Genomic DNA, 18,390 nt, shown 5'->3' on the forward strand with positions numbered 1-18,390 from the left:
TCAAAATCACACTTTAGTCAAATTAATTACTATCATTTTATTTATAAGAACAGAGTCAATATTCTCATTAATAATATTTGTATTAATATTAAAACCTATTTATTACTTATCAGAAATAAGACAAAAATAACCTTATATCACTCTCTTTTTATATGATGCTTGACTATTCTTATGACAAGCCAGTGCAACTGACTTTCATATTATTAGGGGTTACCTTTGCTTACTAAGTGAGGATATCGTGAGAAAGTTCAATACATACAGCCTGTTAGCGCTGACAGCGATTTTTTCAACCATGCTTGCTGCAGAGGAAACTGCAGAAAAATCTACAACAACCCATCAAAAATCTCGTCAAGTCCAGACAGTCACCGATATTCTGGAAAAGCCCGGTGTACTGACCCCGAAAGGTTCTTTCGTTCTGGATACCTCATTAACTTACACCCAGAACTCATCCAATACGGTCTCCGTTGTTGGTTATACCGTTCTGCCATCCCTGATCGTCGGTCTGATCCGCGCCAGTGATATTGACCGTACGACCATGACATTTGGCCTGACAGGCCGGTACGGGATCACCAACCGGTTAGAAGTCGAAGCCCGGATCCCCTGGGTGTACCGGAACGACTCAATTTCAGAGCGTGATATCAATGGCCCCTCAAACAGCCCGACCACCAAAACCCTGGAAGGGAATGACCTGGGTGATATAGAAGCGGCCTTTAAATACCAGTTCAACATGCTGGAAGCGCCTTACTGGATCGGGAGCCTGCGCTTCAAAAGTACCACAGGTTCGTCCCCTTATGATGTACCACTGGACGATACCAATGACTTCAAAGAACTGCCAACCGGTTCCGGTTTTCCAAGTATAGAACCGGGCATCACCATGATTATGCCGCTGGACCCCGCCGTACTTTTCCTGAATGCCAGTTACATCTGGAATATTAAAGACGACGTCAGTGTGCAGATCCCGGCCACTGATCAGGCGCCGAGCACTCAGATCAATACCATTGATTTAGGAGATACCATCTCGCTGGGCGCGGGCATGGGCTTCGCCGTGAACCCGAAATTTTCATTCAGCATCGGCCTGAACCACAAAACAATCCTCAAATCGAAAGTAAATGGTGATTATCCGGACGATGCCAAACTGCTCCAGCTGGATACCATTTCCTTTGGTGCAAACTATGCCATCAACCGGGAAACAACGCTCAATGTAGGCGCTGCGGCGGGTTTAACCGCAGATGCGCCGGACTTCCAGCTGACCATCCGCGTACCTTACACGCTGAAATAACCGGATTATCCTCCCCAAAGATGCCGGCCCGAGCTGGCATCTCCCTTCCTTCCCATCCCGCTTTCCACTATGCTTAGGGGCAGTTGAAGCAAGTTATCCGCTTGCAAATCTATCTTCGAGTACAGGATCCGACGATGTCCACACCCCTATTATCCCAAGAACAAATTGACACCATTTTGCAGTACGATGCGGAAAAAAGGTTTCAATATTTGCTGAAAGAAGTCACAAGCCAGGGGCAAATCTGGATTCTGACTGACGAACATGGCTGCGTCATGCTCAACAGCGATGACGAAGATTGTGTGCCTGTATGGCCAAATCAGGAATTTGCACAAGCCTGGGCAACCGGCGACTGGGAAGACTGCAAACCAGAAGCGATTTCTGTTAATAAATGGCACAGCCGCTGGACTCCAGGGCTGGAAGACGACGAACTAGCCATTGTGATTTTCCCGAGCCTGGAAGAGGAAGGACTCATCCTGTACCCGGACGAGTTTGACGATGCACTGAAACAGCAAGCAAAAAAATCAGGCCGCCGCTAACTTCACCACAATTTCTCCACTTCTTCCCGGTGAAAACAGTGTAACCCGTTTTTTCCGGGAATCATCTTTAACCTATCAGGAGAACAGCATGGATACGCTGCTCAAAACAATCAGGGAAACACCGGAATCGGTTGTTTTTGAACACGTTCTGAACGTGATCAATGCCCATTACAATTATCAGCCGACAGCCTTCAGCAATGGGATAGGCAACGACACGCTGGCCAATGAAGCCGGCAGCAATGAAGGTTCTTGCCGGATTTTTGCCTTTGCAAAACTCCACCAGCTGACAGAACAGGAAACACTGGCTTGTTTTGGTCACCATTACTTTGATGCCGTCCTGAACAATCCGGACGGAACAGACCACATGAATATCCGGAATTTCATCAAATATGGCTGGCAGGGAATTCGTTTTGCCGGACAACCGCTGACATCAAAACAACCCGTGACTAATCCGTAACAGGCCGTTACGCACTGTTTTCTCCTCAATAAAAGGGGAGCTTCCGGCTCCCCTTTCTTTTCTTGTCTTCATTCAGCACCAGCGTCTGACCCGCTGACAATAGTCCTTGTACTGCTGGCCAAAAGCATGCCTGAGAACTCTTTCCTCTGCTGCAATCTGAACATTATTCATATACAGCGCAAAAACAGGGATCATAATCACCGGGGATAACGCGGACAGATTTAAAAACACCGCCACCAGCAACAAGAGCAGCCCCAGATAAATCGGGTTTCGGGAAATCCGGTACACACCAGAAGTCACTAAACGGGTTGCTTTACTCGGATTGATCGCCGTTTTGGCGCGTGCGAACGCCATGATTCCTGCCAGACCAAACCCAACAGCCATTAAACTGAATGCCCATTCCAGCAATACCTTCCCGGGAAATGCAAAGCGCCAGATCGGTACATAGCGGGCCAGTAAATACATAGCCGCCAAGGTCAGCAAGAACACCAAAGGAGGAGAAACTCTGAATCTCATGTTGGATCCCTCAATCACAGTCAACAGCTTGATATTAAAAAGTATAAGCCTAATTTATGATCAATAGCGCTATGTTGTGAATGAAGTGTTAAACCCCTCCCGGTTTGCAGGACAGAATCAAGCAAAGTCATGTTGCAACCTGATAAAAAACCTTAGCTGCAGAGATTTTCGCTAACAGGATCGCTGGTCTTGCCCTACAATAGCGGCCAAAGTCTCTTATCAGGTTATGCCATGAAAATTTTTGCTGTTGAACTGAAAGGCAATGAAGCCTTCCTTTGCTTGCTTTCACTGAACCAAGGGATGTTTTCAATTCCTGATTGCCGGTCTCAAAAACTGGTGCTGAACAACGCGTCTGACAATGAACAGATGCGCAATTTCCAGAAGACCTTCCAGAAACTGGTCGAAGATTATCAGGTTGAACAGGTTGTCATCAAAACCCGTGAAACCCGCGGAAAACAAGCTGGCAGTGCAGAAAGTTTCAAAATGGAAACTGCAATTCAGCTGATTGAGAACCTGGATGTTACTTTCATCAGTAACGCAGATATCAAACAGAAGCTGAAACATAACCCGCTTTCAATTGATTTCCGAGGCACAGGTCTGCGCCAGTTCCAGGAAAATGCATTTGTAGCAGGATATGCTTTTCTGAGTCGGTAAACACGCAGCCCATGCGGCTCTGATGACCATCACAGCGGCCACAACGGTGTCCTGTGATGGTCATGACAAGTGCCGGATGCACTTCTACCTCGGTTTCAATTCAAACGCTTCCCCCTCTCCTGAATCGACGCGCATCCCGAATGTTCAGGCCCATCAGGGTCAGGTTCACCGCACCAGCGGTCAACTCAATCGATTGAACCCAATAAAACGAACGATCAAACTGACCCAGTGCTGCTAAATGGCTTAAATAGAGTGCCGATGGCAGCAATACAATGATTCCATTCGCAGCCACAATCGGCATCCGTTGTTTTTTCTGACCCAACGGCCCTTGGCCAGATTGAACACCTGGTGCTAATTTTGTGCCAGTCGAACCTGCCACGACCATCAGCAGCAACAGGATCCAAACGGCATCCCCGATCAGCTGTTTCACGACAACAACCGTCTGCTGCCCGGCAAACAATTCGCTCAGTAAGGTGGCGCTGAAAAAGATGGCGATCAGCACAAAAACCGTGATAGCGGCAATTCGGTGTACGCTTCCTAAATTTTTCATCATTTTCTCCTGGATTTACCAAAAGGACCGGTAACTGCGGTGACAACGACGGCACGTCGCTTCAGCCTGTTCGATGCCCTGTTCAGCAAGTCGGACATTCTGTTGTTTTACCGCCTGATGCAACAGAGAAAACCCTTGCCCCATCTCGTCCAAAAGCGCCTGAAAAGGCTCAGGATTCTTCCAGATCTGATGGCTTGCGCTGCTTCCTGCGTCACTGCCCGGCGGAAAACTCAATTTCAGCTCCCGCCCGGCTTGCAATAACTTCAGGGCGATTGGATCAAGCGCACCCCATGAGCTCTCTGCACCATCAAGCAAATCCTCGGCTTCCTCTAATTCGGTCTCAATGAGTTGAAAAGTATTTTGCCGGTGTTCAATCACAGTCTCATCGGCAGCGGCGAGCGCAAAACCCGACGTCAATAAAACAATGAAGCAAAGGATGCGTTGCATGTCATCAATCTCCAGCGACTTCCAGCGAGTTAAGTTCGAATAACAATAGTTGCTTACGCAACAATTGTCGAGTAAATTATCTGACCAACGAATCACGCTTCTGGAACAGACAGAAGAATCTCATTCACAACTCAGCAGGGAAGAAATTATGCAGGCAACGAATACAATCCAGGTTTGGGATCTGGCGATCCGCGTCTATCACTGGTTACAGGCTTTACTCTTTTTGGGATTGTTAGCCACCGGCTATACAGAAACGGGCCCCCATATTCCTCTGGGACTCATGTTATTTACTTTGCTCGTCTGGCGACTGGGATGGGGATTATTCGGCAGTGAAACAGCACGATTTGCAAATTTCAGCAGCTCTCCTTCCGAGGCGTGGCGTTATCTTCAGGGGATGGACAATGCCGGTGCCGGGCACAACCCGGCAGGGGCCTGGATGGTGTTTTCACTGATTACCCTGCTTCTGATCCAGTGCATCTCCGGTCTGGCTCTGGGAGGATTCCTTGATCGTTTGCCTTTTGCTCAGCTTTGGCTGACTGATTTGGTCGCGGATGTGTTGACCTCAATGCACATGCTTCTTGCGAAGGGCTTACCCTGGATCGTCAGCATTCATGTCGGCGCTGCGATCCTGTATCAATTCCGGGGACACGGATTGATCACGGCCATGATCACTGGCAGACAAAAAATGCCCCTGATTTTACCTGAGCCAAGCTTTGTCTCCCCGAAACGTGCCTTATTCGTGCTTCTTGGTGCCGTATTCGTTACCATGGCGATGGTTGTACTTTCAATGGAATAAACAATGAGTGAGAAGTTTGACAGGCTAAGCAGTTTCGGTTGGATGGTCAATGTCGTTGCCAGCAAAGCAGAAAAGTTGTTCGACACTGAACTGAAGAAGCACGGCCTGTCTATTGCGCTCTGGCCGACTCTGATGTGTCTCTGGGAAGAAGAAGGCGTCAGTCAGCGTGAGATTGCGGCAAAAGCGAAAGTTGAAAATTCGACCACAACACGCACACTCGACAAGCTGGAAAAACTGGGGCTGGTTGAACGCCATCCGGATCCACAAAGCCGACGGACTTTTCGAATCTATCTGACCCCGAAAGGACGTGATCTGGAGGAAGTACTGACCCCCATCCCTCTCTCCATCAACCAACAACTGTTAAGGGCGCTGAATGCCGAAGAGCAACAGCAGATGCTGACCCTCTTGCAAAAAATCGTGTCTGATGTTTAAAGTGCAGGATTGACCTGCACTCAGATTGGATTAAATTCCCTAGATATCAGGATGATATATCCCCCTGATATCCTTTGAGCGGACGGATCACAGACTCCAGCCCTTCAATTTTCATTTCCAGGGCCAATGCCAATAACCGGCCAAGTTCACCCTCCGGAAACCCTTGTTTCGCAAACCACAGCAAATAAGGTTCGGGCAAATCAATCAGAATCCGGCCACTGTATTTGCCAAATGGCATCTTCATATTGGCCAGCTTGACCAAATCACGTTTATCAAACATTGACTTCAGCAGATTGTTTTTTCAGAAGATAGTTTATTAGAAATTATGCCGCTCATCAGGCTTGCGCCTTCCAGCTGACAGTGACCAGTTCTTTTTCATCGCAGGTCAGTGCGCCACGGAAGACCTGTCCGGCAACCACCTCACCAACACCTTTAGGTGTCCCGGTCATCACCAGATCACCATCCATCAGCGGGATGACGTTCTGCACTTCCGCCAGAATCACCTCCGGTGAATACAACATGAGTGTTGTATCCCCCTGCTGCGTCAGGGCATCGTTAATGTGGAGGGTTAAACCAAGCGGCGCATCAGAATCCGGCAGCTCAACAAAAGGACTGAACAGCGCTGCGCCTTCAAACACTTTACTGCGTTCCCAGGGTAAGCCCTTCATTTTCAGCCGGGTTTGCAGATCACGCTTGGTTAAATCCAGTCCGATCGCCGCTGCTGTAAATCGTCCATTCTGATAGTGGTACACAATTTCGGCTTCATAGTGCAGGACTTCACCTTGGTGTGTCGCATGCAGTGACGTCCCCATTGCAGTATTCGGCTTGAGGAAAATGACCATATCGTCCGGGACTTCATTCCCCAGCTCTTCAATGTGGGCGACATAATTCCGGCCAATACAGATAATTTTCCCCGGTTGCACCGACTGATTCAGAACCGTTACGCTTTTCATGGCTGCTCCCTGCCTTGATGAATGACAAGGCAGAGAATAAAGAGCGTCACCAGACAAGTCAAAAGATTCAGGACGTTATGACGACGCAGGGACAAAAGCCAGACTCACGAAGACCGGCACGCTCGGCAAAATACCATTCAGCTTTGCGACTTCCTGCAGTGCCATAATTCCTTTGTCCATCCCGAAGGCTTTGGCATCAATCACCACAGGACTCTGGGTGGTAATCATCAGCGTATCGTCCACCAGACGGGTAATTCGTAAATCTGCATTGACCGGATTAATCGCACCATGCAGATTCAGTTTGAAAGAAACCTGCTGTGTTAACGTCTCGCCGGCTTTGAGATCTTCCAGACCAGAAACATCCACCTCACCTTCCAGCATTGCTTTTGGAAAATCCGCGACATTAAACAGCATGGTCTTCATGCGCTCATCCCGAATGGGGATCTGAGTATCGACACTGGATAAGTCCAGAATCAGTTGCACCGTTCCCTTGTCCGTGATCGTGCCTTCAAGCTGCTTAAATGTATGCTGCTCGACCACACTATTATTCTTTACCGATAAAAAACGTAACTGTGACTGATTATTGTCGAGCTTCCAGCTGGCAGAAACACAGAGCGGAAAAACCGACAGGGCAACAAGAACCAGATTACGGACAGACATTGTCATAACTTTCTCCAACATTGAGATATATTGGATTAATAGTAGGCACTTCCTGCCATATCCGTATGTAAAATCTTTCATCGCCGAACAATTTTCGTGCGGCTTCACGTCATCACACAGCGTCTTCAGCCAAGTCTCTGCAAATGATTATGCGCTGATACGGACCTGAAGCAGCTCATCACGGATGGTCCTGAGTAAAAACAGCTCACGTTCGACGGACAGGCCTTTTTTGTCACTCTTCGCCAGGGTTTCTTCATTATGAGCGATGGCCTGATGAATATTGATCCATACCGGCTTCATACCATTTCGGATCTCATAATCTTCGAGTTGTGTTTCGCCCAGCTCTCGGTCGATCTGGCAGGTAAAACAAAATGACTTCATATGCATGATATCGAAGTCCGGTTTGTACCACGGGCGAAATTCCTCGTAGATACCAAACGGCGTGATATCACGGATATTCCGGGCACCCGTTTCCTCTTTCAGTTCCCGGATCAGACCGTCCTCGACGTTCTCTCCCTCATCAATCCCCCCACCCGGTAAGGTGTAGTCATGGTAACGGGCGGTATAGAGCATCAGTATCTTTTCGCCATCCAGAATAATGGCTCTGGCGGCCTGACGATAAAACATTGTCCCTTGCTTATCGGCTACATCCGGGTGCGTTGCTGTCTGAAGAAGCCGCATCACATTTTCCTTCGTATATAAAAACGGGTCGGCATTGTAACCGACCCGTTGTTGATTTCCAGTTTGCTTCAACTTACCAATTGAAGATTGAGCGAATAATGGTAGAGACTTTATTCTCACAGCCGTGCGTTGACCGCCCGTCTTTGTCCCAGACCGGCAGCTCAACCTGTCCGATACAGGCCTGAGTGAATCCGCCCTGCTGATTGACCTGATAAGCCACCTCAGTAATCTCTTTCGGTTCCCGTAAAGACAGCGGCTCCGGATCGCGGCGCTGAATATAGTCCGCATACAAACGCAGTGGTCCGGAAGAGCCGGTCAGCTTCACGTTTTTGTTGTCATCGCGTCCCATCCATACAGTAACAACTTCACGGCCATCAACACCCACATACCAGGTATCACGTCCTTCATCCGAGGTACCGGTTTTTCCCGCCAGTTTCAGCGACGGCAAAATAGAATCCAGATAGCGTGCTGTCCCTTCAGTCACCACTTTCTGCATTGCGTACATGGTCAGCCAGGCCGATTGTTTCGAGACCACCTGCTGCGCAGACGGTAAATGCTGGTAAATCATCTTGCCGTCACGATCAGTCACCGCACTCAGTGCCGTCAGTTCGCTGCGGCGACCTTCGTTCGCAATCGTCTGGTACATTTGCGTCACTTCATACGGCGACAGCGTAAATGCTCCCAGCAAGATTGCCGGTACATGCGGGATCTGCTCCGGATCAACGCCCAGGGACTCCAGGGTATCAATTACGTTATCCAGTCCGACAGACATGCCCAGATTCACGGTCGGAATATTATATGAACGCGCCAGCGCCTGTACCAGAGGCACCTCGCCCCGATACTGACGATCGTAGTTCCGTGGGGACCAGGTCTGGCCCTTCTCATCTGTCAGTGTCAGCGGTTTATCATCCAGATTACTGCCCAGGCTGAAGCGCTCAGGACGCGCCAGTGCAGACAGATAAACACCCGGCTTCACCACAGAACCAATCTGACGACGGGCGTCCAGAGCCCGGTTGAAACCGTCAAATTCAGGACGGCTGCCGCCAACCATGGCCCGGATTTCACCGGTCTGACGATCAGCAACCACCATCGCCGTTTCCAGCTGCTTACCGTATTGCTTCTTCATTGCTGCCATTTTCGTCCGGACAACATTTTCAGCACTGGCCTGTGAAATCGGATCCAGCGTGGTGTACAGACGCAGCCCCAATCCCGGCTGATAGCCCTGGCTGACTCGCTGGCCTAACTCCTGTTTCAGCAGGCTGAAGAACGCAGGCTGACGTCCGGCAACATGACCTTTCGGCTGCAGATCCAGATCCTGTTTGATGGCTTTCTGATACGTCTTGTCATCAATCTTGTCCGCATCATGCATCAGGCTGAGCACTAAATCGCGACGTTCTTTTGCGCGCTCCGGATAGCGCCATGGGTTGTAGTAAGACGGTCCTTTCACCATACCGACCAGCAACGCCTGCTGATCCACCCGCAGCTCAGACAGCGGCAAACCGAAATAGAACCGGGAACCCAGTGCGAAACCATGAACCGCATCCGCGCCGCTTTGCGCCAGATAAACCTGATTCAGGTAGGCATCCAGAATTTCATCTTTGTTGTAGCGATAATCAATGATCATCGCCATATAGGCTTCTTTCAGCTTGCGCCAGAGACTGCGTTCGCTGGAAAGAAACAGGTTTTTCGCAAGCTGCTGTGTCAGCGTACTGCCGCCCTGAACGGTACGGCCTGCTTTCAGGTTCGCCAGAAACGCACGGCCAATGGCCACCACTGACACCCCATCGTGGGTGTAAAAATCACGGTCCTCGGTCACGATCAACGCATCGATCATCGTCGATGGCATCTCAGCTTTTGGCTTGTAAAGACGCAGTTCGTTGGAATCCGTTTCCAGCATCCCGAGCATCTGCGGTTCCACGCTGAAAATACCGAATTCACGGTTGGTATTGGCATCCACAACCCGCTTCACCGAGCCGTAGTTGAATTCAACAATGACATGACGGGTCGGCTGCGGGCCGGTCCGCGACTGGAACGGGCGGCGGATGAATTCCACTCTCAGACGACTGGTACTGTACTCGCCCACGCGGGTCGGCTTGCTGACTTTACGGTAGTTCAGCGCTTTCAGCTCTTTCACCAGATCTTCATAGCGAACCTGAGCGCCCGGCTCAAGCACCAGTTCACGGGCATAAACAACAGACGGCAGCTGCCAGAGCTGGCCGGAAAACTTATCCGCAATCTGTTGATTCAGTGTCCAGCCCAGACCACCCATGGCAATCACAATGCCGATTAATATCAGGGCAACCAGCTTTTTCCACGGACTGCGGCGTGGCGGCTCGCCACCATCAGACTTTTTACCCGATAAATAGCGGGCTGAAGTATGGGCAGATTGTTGTGCAGACTCTGTCATTCTCATTTCTTCACTTGCGGCCGGATGTATGCTTACCCGGCATAAAATGTGGGATTTCAGGCATGCACGATAGCTAAATTTTGCTCATTTCTTGTCAATCCTGTGTCAACTCATTGACGCTCAATTCGGCAGCAGACTCTGCTCAAAACCAAAAAACTGGCCTTTCAGCAAGGCATCGCGCACAATACGGCCCTTTCAAAATTGCAGGCCAATCGGGAGTTGAAAAGCAATGCAACGGGATTACACACTGAACTGTCTGCTGACCATGCCACGTCATGAACTGGAAGAATTCAGCCAGCGCATCCTCAGCCGGATGGTACCTGAAGAAGTCATGGAAGAGCTGTTTACCTTTGAGCCGGAAGAAACACAAACCGCAGACCGGCTTCGTTCAGCTCAGTTTGACGCGATGCTGCGCATGTCAGCGATTGCTCTGGGAGAAGTATCTGCTGCGTTTGCCGACTCAGCACAGGCAACCCAAAACACGGAGCGCATGACCCGGCTGTTGCTCTGGCATTTTTACGCGATTGCCTTCCAGCTTGAAGCCGCCGTGACGCTGGAACAACACTGTGAAGCGGTTGAAAACATACTGCCCAATGCCCCGAAGGACACTTTCGGCTGGATTAAAACCCTGACGGATCTGCTGCATCACTACGCCAGCCTGAACGACAATCAGCAGGATAACGCCAGTTCATCGCTTTAAATCCGATCTTTCTGAATCCATCAAAAACGCCAGCATCATGCTGGCGTTTCTGAAGACGGAACAAGAGCGGATCAGTCGGCGGTCATGCCTGTCAGACTGTTCTGATGACGACGTATCAGTTCATCCATACTGCTCTGGGCCCGCTGGGCGGCATGCTCCAGTGTGTCGACATGATCAATCATTTCAACCACTTCATAGTAGCATTTCAGCTTCGGCTCAGTACCCGACGGACGCACCACCACTCGGGATTCATCTTCCAAGAAATAAATCAGGACGTCACTGGCCGGTAAGTCAATGGATTCGACCGTCCCGTCGGCATACTGACGCCGAGACGTTTTCAAATCATCCACACGAATCACATTACGACCGGCAATCTCTTCCGGCGGCTGCTGGCGCAGGCTGTCACCAATCGGCGGAGAATCCGGAGACAAGGCAATGCTCACCTGTGCATTGAGGTAAAGCCCGTGCTCCCGATAAATGGCTTCCAGCTGATCCCAGACCGTCCTGCCACGTGCAGCTAGCTCTGCGGTTAACTGTGCAAACGCCAGCATGGCAGACAAACCATCTTTGTCCCAGACCATATTTCCCACGGTGTAGCCCAGCGCTTCTTCGTAAGCAAACAGAAAACGGTTGCTGTCACTCTGCTTTTGCATGGCGACATTGGTCAGCCATTTAAAGCCGGTCAGTGTCTGGTAATAAGCAGCATCAACCGCAGTGGCTACTTTCTGAAGCAGGCTGGAAGAAACGATCGTGGTGCCCACCAGGCTCTCTTCCGGATTGACGCGGGTCAGTAAATAATGACCCAGCAAGACACCGACCTGATCGCCGGTCAGCATCTTGTAATCGCCCTCTTCTGTACGAACAGCGACAGCAAAACGGTCCGCATCCGGGTCATTGGCACAAGCCAGCGTAGCCTGATGTTTTTGTGCTTCAGCAATCACCATATCCATGGCGCCGGGCTCTTCCGGGTTCGGGAAATTCACGGTCGGGAAGCTGCCATCCGGTTCACGTTGTGCAGCCACACTGAACACTTGTGTAAATCCGGCATCCGCCAGCAGAGCTTCTGCCATCTCAGCGCCGACACCATGCATCGCCGTATACGCAATGCTGACCGTCTCAGGCTGGGTATGGTTCTGCAGCAGTGCACTTTGCTGAACCGTGTCCCGGTAATCGCTGTAAAATTCATCATCCAGCCAGACGAGCAGTCCCTGATGTTCTGCTTCCTGCAAATCCATCAGCGTCAATGGTTGCGTTGCCGCCTTATCAATTTTTGCCGCAATGCCTTTATCATGCGGCGGAATAATCTGAGCGCCATTCCCCCAGTAAACTTTAAAGCCGTTATAAGCTGGCGGATTGTGACTGGCTGTAACCACAATCCCTGCGGCCGCTTTCAGGGCGGTGACACCGTATGCCACCAACGGCGTCGGCGCCACGGTCACAGTCAGGTAAACCTTGATGCCCTGCGCTGTCAGAACGGCTGCAGCATCGTGTGCAAAACGCTTCGAGTCTGGGCGGCCATCATAACCAATGACGACGCCCTGCTGAGTAGCCAGGTCGACAGTGTCCTGCAGATATTGCCCCAGTCCGGTTGCAGTCTCCTGAATCACCAGACGGTTCATCCGGTTTGGCCCCGCGCCGACAATCCCCCGCAGACCGGCCGTTCCGAAAGCCAGCCGGCCGGAAAAACGTTCCGCCAGCTCGGTCTCATTTCCTGTATCAATCAGATCTTGTAATTCCTTACGGGTGACCGGATCGGGATCTCGCGCTAACCATTGTGCAATTTGTTCTTTCATTCTCTGTCTTCCTACTTGCAGGATCTGAACACAAAATACCACAAATGATATTCATTCGCAGTTAAAAATCTCAGTGGGAAGAAAACAACCGGGATAAGACGCTTTTCGGCTTCTGATAAGAAAGATTGCCGGGCACAAGGCAAAACAATCTGTAACCCGTTGTGATCACTCAACAGACGAAAACCATCAGTGGCAGCCCGGACCATTCCGGCTGTTCAGACAGCAATGCGACTTCGTCTCGTTGTCCTGTACGGATTTTACTCTGTCTGACAAGTATAGAGGGATTCACTTCGGATGGGGTGAGATTCAAGCGGATGATAAAAAAGAGAAAAGCGGCACCCTCTCGGATGCCGCTTGAACTGGGACAATGCTTATTGTCAGAATTAACGCTGGAACGGATACACAGAACCCAGAGACAGAATCTGAGTCAGTTCATCCAGCGCAGAGCGTGATTCATCCAGCAGTTGCGGATCAGCCAGATCAGCTTCAACCATCTGGTCACGGTAGTGCTTCTCAACCCACTGGGTCAGACGTCCGTACAGTGCGTCATTCATCAGCGTTGAAGGGTTCACTGCACGTGCTTCCTGCTCATTCAGAACCACACGCAGACGCAGACAAGCCGGACCACCGCCGTTGGCCATGCTTTGTTTCAGGTCGAATACTTTCACCTGATCCACACCGCGTTTGTCAGCCAGCAGCTGCTCAACATAACGCCAGACGTTGTCGTTCTTACGACATTCTTCCGGCAGAACCAGCAGTGTCTCGCCGTTTGGCAGCTCAATCAGCTGTGAGTTAAACAGGTAGCTGGTCACCGCATCTTCAACAGAAACCGCATTGGTCGGTACTTCAATGATATTGAAGCCTTCACCCATTTTCTCTTTCAGCGCACTGTACGTGCCCTGCTGATCCAGGAATGCCTGCTGATGACAGAAGAGAATGTTCTTGTTACCTACCGCGATAACATCGTTGTGGAATACACCCTGGTCAATCACGTCTGGGTTTTGCTGTGCAATCACTACTTTCGATGGATCCAGCTGATGCAGACGTGCGACCGCTTCACAGGCTTCATAAGTGTGACGGGCCGGGAACACTTTCGGTGCCGGATGACGGGTATCAAATGCATGACGGCCAAAAACGAAAAACTCTACACCTTGCTCACCATACTGATGACAGAAGCGGGTGTGGTTTGCTGCACCTTCATCACCAAAGTGTTCTACACCAGGCAGTGCCGGGTGGTGAGAGAAGTATTCAGGGTCAGCAAAAGTGCTGCGCAGGATACGGCCAGTCACTTCGTGCTCAATCGAGCGGTGGAACTTGTTTGTCAGATTCGCCGGAGTGAAATGAATCTTGCCGTCTGCAGTATCCGCAGAAGGTGACACCGTTGCCGCGTTCGCAGTCCACATGCTGGAGGCTGAACAACAAGCCGCCAGGACTTTCGGCGCCTGCTTCGCAGCCTGCTCAATGACAGACTTGTCACTGCCAGTGAAACCCAAGCGGCGCAACGTGTGTACGTCGGGACGTTCCTGAGGCGCCAGTACACCCTGCAGCATGCCCATGTCGGCCAGAGCCTTCATTTTGTCCAGGCCTTGCTTCGCAGCTTGCTTCGGATTGGATGGCGCCGCCTGGTTCTTGGCTGACGCAACGTTACCATACGACAGACCACTGTAGTTATGCGTTGGTCCTACCAATCCGTCAAAATTCGCTTCACGTGCTTTCATAGACTTTCCATCTCAATTTATCTCGGGCTAAAGATAACAAAGCTTTTACATTAGCAACAAGATCCAGATATTTGTCTAACCAAATGTTATAAATTAGATATTCACACCAATTTGAAGCATGCCTATTCACCGCTGTCAGTCAGCCAGACGCAACGTTTCACCTGTGTTTGCGGCGGGTGAAAACGGCCCGGATCAGGACATTGTTGCCGGGGACATTTTCCTCATATATCAGGAAGATTAACCGCGGATTTCCCGGTCTGAATCCCTGATTTTTCGTACTTTCAAAGAGGCAGAAGGGCTGAGAGCCTTTTGTACACATTCTTTTCAAATGCCTGAAGCCTGCGGCTGCATTCAGATACGTTATAAAAGCATAGACGTGATTCATCCGGCACACAGAGCTGATTCAAAGCACCTGAGCAGCGAGTCCGGATTCGCTGCCCTTTGAACTGCATAACGAATACATAATTACGCACTTCTGCAGGTCAAATCCAAGTGAATTTTTCTCACTCTTTCTTCTGATTTTGTGTGTCTGATCAGGTTTATGAGCCCGCCGGCCCCGAAACGCAGAGCCAGACACAGCGGAAACGGGAGGGATTAATGTGAGACTGATTTAGAAAAGACGTTAATGATGAGGGTCCCAGCCAAAATCAGCGTCATTCCCAGTAAGGCATACAAATCTAACTTTTGTCCGTACCACAACCAGCTGATGAGCGCGACCAGAACAATCCCGGCACCACACCAGATCGCATATGCAACTCCGATTGGGACAACTTTGACGGTCACAGACAGCAAAAAGAACGCAACCATATAGCCTGTCAGTACCACCAGCGTCGGCACCAACTGCGTAAACTGCTGCGTTTTAGGAAGCATTGAGGTGGCGATCACTTCACAAATAATTGCCAGAAACAGCGACACCATCGGTGGCAATGCAGAAATAACATGCAGCATGATTGACTCACATCCGGAAAAAAACGGCTCATTCTACACCCGAATGTACTGAGCACCATGACAAGAGGAAGAAATTTTCTGCCTGCCCGCCGAAAGTTCTCTCATGGCCCACCACCAGCTCCTTATTTGTTAATTTTCCCACTCAACCACATGCCCGTCATCGTAGACACCATCGCTGTACGCCGGAATGTAATTAATGAAAATATTGTTCTGCGCCACGGGTAATGACTTCGACAGGTTCCCGGCAATTAACTCCAGCATCGCAGCAATTTGGGCTTCCGTGTTGAAGTTCGGGGCAACCATATCCACCAGAATGGGGTGTGAATTGGAAGGCTGCTGATTCGCCTGCAGGCCGCCATGAACGTAATGACCTGCAGGCAGGTATTCCCAGACAATCATGATATGTTGCTGCGGGATCTGTGTGGCATCTGAAATCGCCTGAGATAATCGCCCCAGCGCAACGTTCACTTCCACATCCCCGGCAAAGGGCAACGATTTTATACGGATCAGCGGCATATATCCCCCAGTCATCAGGCAATTGCTCATACCGTAACAATCGGTATGAAACAAGATATTCTCAGTGACGTCAGTCAGTTAGACGCAGACTTCTATCCCTGATTTTCCCTTTAAGCCTAGTGATCCATTATCATTCCAACAGAATCACAATTGAGACTGGATGATAAAAAAGTACCAAAGTCAGCGCTTATCTTGCTTACGCTGGGTTTGCTGTTTCCGGTACTCCTCCAGTGAGCAGGGGTTCACAATTCGTTCCTCACAGGTGTATGGCTCAATGTGAATCACCACATCAATCACATCATCCATCTGGTCCAGAATCTGTCGTTTAAACCGCTCACTGATCGTGTGTGCCGCGTCAATCGTCAGCTCCGGATCAACCAGCAAATGGAAGTCCAGCAGAATACTGCCGCCAGTCTGTCTGCTGCGAATGGCATGAATTTCACGGATCTCAGTGTCATGCTCAGCCATTTTCTTCAGCTGTTTCTCGACTTCTTCACTGCCCCGGGCATCTGTCAGTTCCTGAAAAGCCGGCCAGAGAATCTCAAATGCCGCTTTCATAATCATGCCGGTCACCAGCAAAGCCGCAATCTGGTCGAGATACTTCAATGCGGGAAAAATGGCATTGGCGATTACGGCAACGGCCACGGGAATTGAGCTGAGTGCATCACTGCGGTGGTGCCAGGCATTGGCACGCAGCGCGCCGCTGTTAATCTCCCGGGCCTTGCGGATAGTCCAGCGAAACAAGAATTCTTTCAGAAAAATTGAAATCATCGCAGCATAAAAAGCCATCATCCCCGGGGCAGGTGGCGGCGCCTCACTCAGCGTCTGGATTGATTCCCAGCCAATCCCGATCCCGACCAGCACCAGCATCACGCCGATAAAGACATTTGTCAGCGTTTCAAATTTCCCGTGGCCGTAAGGATGACTGCTGTCAGCTGGGGCCGTCCAGTATCTGGAACCCAGTAAAATGGCAGCATCGGTCGCCAGATCCGAGAAACTGTGCACACCATCAGCGACAAGTGCCTGGCTGCCAGACAACTTACCGACAACAATTTTAAGCACCGCCAGAAAAATGTTCAGCACTGCCCCCACCAGTGTCGCGGAGCGAACCACCCGGCCATGGATATCCTGCTGCTGTGATGAATCCTGCATACTCATTCCTGTTTCAAACCCCGTCCCTGCCTTTTCATCATCTCAGACCACGACATACCGAACGCCAACATAGCTGCCAGACTATCCTGGACAAAGTTAGCGGACAATCTCAGCGGACAAAGTGCGGCAATTAGTTTCCCTTCATTTCAGGGCTGCAGCCTCTCTCTCTATGATGATTATACAACCGCTGAATTGACCGCTGTATTGCAAGATTCCCCGAGACCAGGACATCTTACCAACGCAAGGGAACACTCAGGGACATGCTGACCATCCAGCAGCCCAAACAGCAGTTTTAAATCAAAGAAGATATCAATGCATTGTCTTCCATCATGTTCAGTCATCCGCCTCACCCCCAAAAGATTGTTTCATGACCTGCATGTACATATTTAGCGCTGCATGTCTGACGATTGATTTACCTATTCGTTAAAACACAGGTTTTAAATCGTTATGTCATAAATTAACGATAAAATACTGAAGCAAATAATCTTTCCAATTATTTTTCTTTTATTAGAGTCGAAATAAAACGATATTTTTTAACAACGCTTTTTGTATAGACAAAAATATAAGAAACACTGTACATATAATTTCAGAAGAAAAGCATTCCCAAAAATAGAACCCATTTCACAAAAAGATCGCTCAAGTCACATTCTCAAATAAATCCTATTAAAGAATTTGAATTTCATTACAGGCATTTCATAATAGTCGGGTCAATATTTCAATATTGATTCGACAATAAGGACTGTTAATGAAACACATTGTTGATTTCATCGAGCAACTCGAAAGAGAGGAACACTCTTTCACCATTTGGGTCTACGCCCGAAATGGAAAATTTAGTCCATTTGCCGAGCTAGGAAAGACATCTGCAACAAAACTGCTTCAGAAAGCGATTGATCAAAATTTACAGGTCGTTGTTGAACTGCATACCCCGGCAGATCACCCGGCTTATTTGATTCTGACTGAAGTCCACATTGTTGTGCCGGTGCTGTTCCACCAAGGGCAAGTTCGTTCTCTGAACAAACCTTTAGCGGCATAATACGCATCAGAATTGTGGAAAAACAAACAGAAGAACTTGGGCTAGGTTTATTTCTTGTCCACTGATTCGATGCGTACTAAAAACAGACCTTCCGGTCTGTTTTTTTTCATCCGATATCTAACCTAACGGTAAGATATCATTCCCGAATCACCATTCAATCTG

General features: G+C 49.6%; 21 protein-coding genes. 8 read left to right on the plus strand and 13 right to left on the minus strand.

Annotated elements, in window-relative coordinates; translation table 11 throughout:
• Positions 1–238 precede the first annotated feature (238 nt).
• The 3 genes from SPK40_RS09415 (at position 239) to SPK40_RS09425 (ending at position 2,272) form a co-directional block, all read left to right on the plus strand.
• On the plus strand, positions 239–1,279 hold the full coding sequence (locus SPK40_RS09415) for a transporter (RefSeq protein ID WP_330960275.1): 1,041 nt from the start codon (positions 239–241) through the stop codon (positions 1,277–1,279).
• A 134-nt stretch (positions 1,280–1,413) separates the two neighbouring features.
• Complete coding sequence (locus SPK40_RS09420; protein ID WP_248141992.1) at positions 1,414–1,815, plus strand: DUF2750 domain-containing protein; 402 nt, start codon at positions 1,414–1,416, stop codon at positions 1,813–1,815.
• Between the two features lie 88 nt (positions 1,816–1,903).
• On the plus strand, positions 1,904–2,272 hold the full coding sequence (locus SPK40_RS09425) for a HopJ type III effector protein (RefSeq protein ID WP_330960276.1): 369 nt from the start codon (positions 1,904–1,906) through the stop codon (positions 2,270–2,272).
• A gap of 72 nt (positions 2,273–2,344) precedes the next feature.
• Here SPK40_RS09425 and SPK40_RS09430 read toward each other — a convergent pair whose 3' ends face one another.
• Positions 2,345–2,788 carry a methyltransferase family protein gene (locus tag SPK40_RS09430; protein WP_248141990.1) on the minus strand — a complete coding sequence of 148 codons (444 nt, stop codon included), beginning with the start codon at positions 2,786–2,788 and terminating at the stop codon, positions 2,345–2,347.
• A gap of 231 nt (positions 2,789–3,019) precedes the next feature.
• Between SPK40_RS09430 and SPK40_RS09435 the strand changes: the two genes are divergently transcribed.
• Positions 3,020–3,442: a DUF3010 family protein gene (locus SPK40_RS09435; RefSeq protein WP_248141989.1), complete on the plus strand. Its 423-nt coding sequence runs from the start codon at positions 3,020–3,022 to the stop codon at positions 3,440–3,442.
• Between the two features lie 100 nt (positions 3,443–3,542).
• Here SPK40_RS09435 and SPK40_RS09440 read toward each other — a convergent pair whose 3' ends face one another.
• Positions 3,543–3,992, minus strand: a complete 450-nt coding sequence (locus SPK40_RS09440; RefSeq protein WP_330960277.1) for a hypothetical protein — start codon at positions 3,990–3,992, stop codon at positions 3,543–3,545.
• A gap of 15 nt (positions 3,993–4,007) precedes the next feature.
• Complete coding sequence (locus tag SPK40_RS09445) at positions 4,008–4,535, minus strand: c-type cytochrome (protein ID WP_330960278.1); 528 nt, start codon at positions 4,533–4,535, stop codon at positions 4,008–4,010.
• A gap of 70 nt (positions 4,536–4,605) precedes the next feature.
• On the opposite strand from SPK40_RS09445, the gene SPK40_RS09450 reads away from it, so the two are divergent.
• On the plus strand, positions 4,606–5,235 hold the full coding sequence (locus tag SPK40_RS09450; RefSeq protein WP_330960374.1) for a cytochrome b/b6 domain-containing protein: 630 nt from the start codon (positions 4,606–4,608) through the stop codon (positions 5,233–5,235).
• A gap of 3 nt (positions 5,236–5,238) precedes the next feature.
• On the plus strand, positions 5,239–5,667 hold the full coding sequence (locus tag SPK40_RS09455) for a MarR family winged helix-turn-helix transcriptional regulator (protein ID WP_330960279.1): 429 nt from the start codon (positions 5,239–5,241) through the stop codon (positions 5,665–5,667).
• Between the two features lie 46 nt (positions 5,668–5,713).
• Here the strand turns inward: SPK40_RS09455 and SPK40_RS09460 are convergent, their stop codons facing one another.
• The 5 genes from SPK40_RS09460 to mrcB form a co-directional block, all read right to left on the minus strand.
• The gene (locus SPK40_RS09460) at positions 5,714–5,947 is read right to left on the minus strand and encodes a DUF3820 family protein (protein WP_330960280.1); all 234 of its coding nucleotides are present in this window, start codon (positions 5,945–5,947) and stop codon (positions 5,714–5,716) included.
• Positions 5,948–6,002: 55 nt separating this feature from the next.
• Positions 6,003–6,620 (minus strand): fumarylacetoacetate hydrolase family protein, encoded by a 618-nt coding sequence (locus tag SPK40_RS09465; RefSeq protein ID WP_330960281.1) that lies wholly within the window; start codon positions 6,618–6,620, stop codon positions 6,003–6,005.
• Positions 6,621–6,695: 75 nt separating this feature from the next.
• Entirely contained in the window at positions 6,696–7,286 is a 591-nt protein-coding gene (locus SPK40_RS09470; RefSeq protein WP_330960282.1) for a YceI family protein, read from the minus strand.
• Between the two features lie 141 nt (positions 7,287–7,427).
• Entirely contained in the window at positions 7,428–7,961 is a 534-nt protein-coding gene (locus tag SPK40_RS09475; RefSeq protein ID WP_248141982.1) for an NUDIX hydrolase, read from the minus strand.
• A 73-nt stretch (positions 7,962–8,034) separates the two neighbouring features.
• Positions 8,035–10,368 (minus strand): penicillin-binding protein 1B, encoded by a 2,334-nt coding sequence (gene mrcB, locus SPK40_RS09480; RefSeq protein WP_248141981.1) that lies wholly within the window; start codon positions 10,366–10,368, stop codon positions 8,035–8,037.
• Positions 10,369–10,597: 229 nt separating this feature from the next.
• On the opposite strand from mrcB, the gene SPK40_RS09485 reads away from it, so the two are divergent.
• Positions 10,598–11,068 (plus strand): exoribonuclease R, encoded by a 471-nt coding sequence (locus SPK40_RS09485; RefSeq protein WP_330960283.1) that lies wholly within the window; start codon positions 10,598–10,600, stop codon positions 11,066–11,068.
• Between the two features lie 71 nt (positions 11,069–11,139).
• Here the strand turns inward: SPK40_RS09485 and SPK40_RS09490 are convergent, their stop codons facing one another.
• The 5 genes from SPK40_RS09490 to SPK40_RS09510 all read right to left on the minus strand — a co-directional run bounded on the left by SPK40_RS09490 (position 11,140) and on the right by SPK40_RS09510 (position 17,195).
• A complete protein-coding gene (locus SPK40_RS09490; protein ID WP_330960284.1) occupies positions 11,140–12,861 on the minus strand; it encodes a phospho-sugar mutase in 1,722 nt (573 codons plus the stop codon).
• A 383-nt stretch (positions 12,862–13,244) separates the two neighbouring features.
• Positions 13,245–14,579, minus strand: coding sequence for an N-succinylarginine dihydrolase (astB, locus tag SPK40_RS09495; RefSeq protein WP_330960285.1), 1,335 nt, complete (start codon positions 14,577–14,579; stop codon positions 13,245–13,247).
• Positions 14,580–15,173: 594 nt separating this feature from the next.
• On the minus strand, positions 15,174–15,497 hold the full coding sequence (locus tag SPK40_RS09500) for a DMT family transporter (RefSeq protein ID WP_248143281.1): 324 nt from the start codon (positions 15,495–15,497) through the stop codon (positions 15,174–15,176).
• A gap of 159 nt (positions 15,498–15,656) precedes the next feature.
• Positions 15,657–16,058 carry a 4-oxalocrotonate tautomerase family protein gene (locus SPK40_RS09505; RefSeq protein WP_254589138.1) on the minus strand — a complete coding sequence of 134 codons (402 nt, stop codon included), beginning with the start codon at positions 16,056–16,058 and terminating at the stop codon, positions 15,657–15,659.
• A 165-nt stretch (positions 16,059–16,223) separates the two neighbouring features.
• On the minus strand, positions 16,224–17,195 hold the full coding sequence (locus tag SPK40_RS09510) for a cation diffusion facilitator family transporter (RefSeq protein ID WP_248141976.1): 972 nt from the start codon (positions 17,193–17,195) through the stop codon (positions 16,224–16,226).
• 745 nt (positions 17,196–17,940) lie between these two features.
• Here SPK40_RS09510 and SPK40_RS09515 point away from each other — a divergent pair.
• Entirely contained in the window at positions 17,941–18,228 is a 288-nt protein-coding gene (locus SPK40_RS09515; protein ID WP_248141975.1) for a hypothetical protein, read from the plus strand.
• Positions 18,229–18,390: the final 162 nt, after the last annotated feature.

It is taken from the genome of Photobacterium sp. 53610 (assembly GCF_036409375.1).
Lineage (GTDB): Bacteria > Pseudomonadota > Gammaproteobacteria > Enterobacterales > Vibrionaceae > Photobacterium.

Bases quoted from the DNA above. Each gene is read 5' to 3' on its own strand.
- SPK40_RS09425 (WP_330960276.1), top strand. From the start codon at position 1,904: ATGGATACGCTGCTCAAAACAATCAGGGAAACACCGGAATCGGTTGTT.
- SPK40_RS09465 (WP_330960281.1), bottom strand. From the start codon at position 6,620: ATGAAAAGCGTAACGGTTCTGAATCAGTCGGTGCAACCGGGGAAAATT.
- SPK40_RS09460 (WP_330960280.1), bottom strand. From the start codon at position 5,947: ATGTTTGATAAACGTGATTTGGTCAAGCTGGCCAATATGAAGATGCCA.
- SPK40_RS09485 (WP_330960283.1), top strand. From the start codon at position 10,598: ATGCAACGGGATTACACACTGAACTGTCTGCTGACCATGCCACGTCAT.
- astB (WP_330960285.1), bottom strand. From the start codon at position 14,579: ATGAAAGCACGTGAAGCGAATTTTGACGGATTGGTAGGACCAACGCAT.
- SPK40_RS09475 (WP_248141982.1), bottom strand. From the start codon at position 7,961: ATGCGGCTTCTTCAGACAGCAACGCACCCGGATGTAGCCGATAAGCAA.
- SPK40_RS09490 (WP_330960284.1), bottom strand. From the start codon at position 12,861: ATGAAAGAACAAATTGCACAATGGTTAGCGCGAGATCCCGATCCGGTC.
- SPK40_RS09455 (WP_330960279.1), top strand. From the start codon at position 5,239: ATGAGTGAGAAGTTTGACAGGCTAAGCAGTTTCGGTTGGATGGTCAAT.
- SPK40_RS09505 (WP_254589138.1), bottom strand. From the start codon at position 16,058: ATGACTGGGGGATATATGCCGCTGATCCGTATAAAATCGTTGCCCTTT.
- SPK40_RS09515 (WP_248141975.1), top strand. From the start codon at position 17,941: ATGAAACACATTGTTGATTTCATCGAGCAACTCGAAAGAGAGGAACAC.
- SPK40_RS09440 (WP_330960277.1), bottom strand. From the start codon at position 3,992: ATGAAAAATTTAGGAAGCGTACACCGAATTGCCGCTATCACGGTTTTT.
- SPK40_RS09470 (WP_330960282.1), bottom strand. From the start codon at position 7,286: ATGACAATGTCTGTCCGTAATCTGGTTCTTGTTGCCCTGTCGGTTTTT.
- SPK40_RS09500 (WP_248143281.1), bottom strand. From the start codon at position 15,497: ATGGTGTCGCTGTTTCTGGCAATTATTTGTGAAGTGATCGCCACCTCA.
- SPK40_RS09510 (WP_248141976.1), bottom strand. From the start codon at position 17,195: ATGCAGGATTCATCACAGCAGCAGGATATCCATGGCCGGGTGGTTCGC.
- SPK40_RS09430 (WP_248141990.1), bottom strand. From the start codon at position 2,788: ATGAGATTCAGAGTTTCTCCTCCTTTGGTGTTCTTGCTGACCTTGGCG.
- SPK40_RS09435 (WP_248141989.1), top strand. From the start codon at position 3,020: ATGAAAATTTTTGCTGTTGAACTGAAAGGCAATGAAGCCTTCCTTTGC.
- mrcB (WP_248141981.1), bottom strand. From the start codon at position 10,368: ATGACAGAGTCTGCACAACAATCTGCCCATACTTCAGCCCGCTATTTA.
- SPK40_RS09420 (WP_248141992.1), top strand. From the start codon at position 1,414: ATGTCCACACCCCTATTATCCCAAGAACAAATTGACACCATTTTGCAG.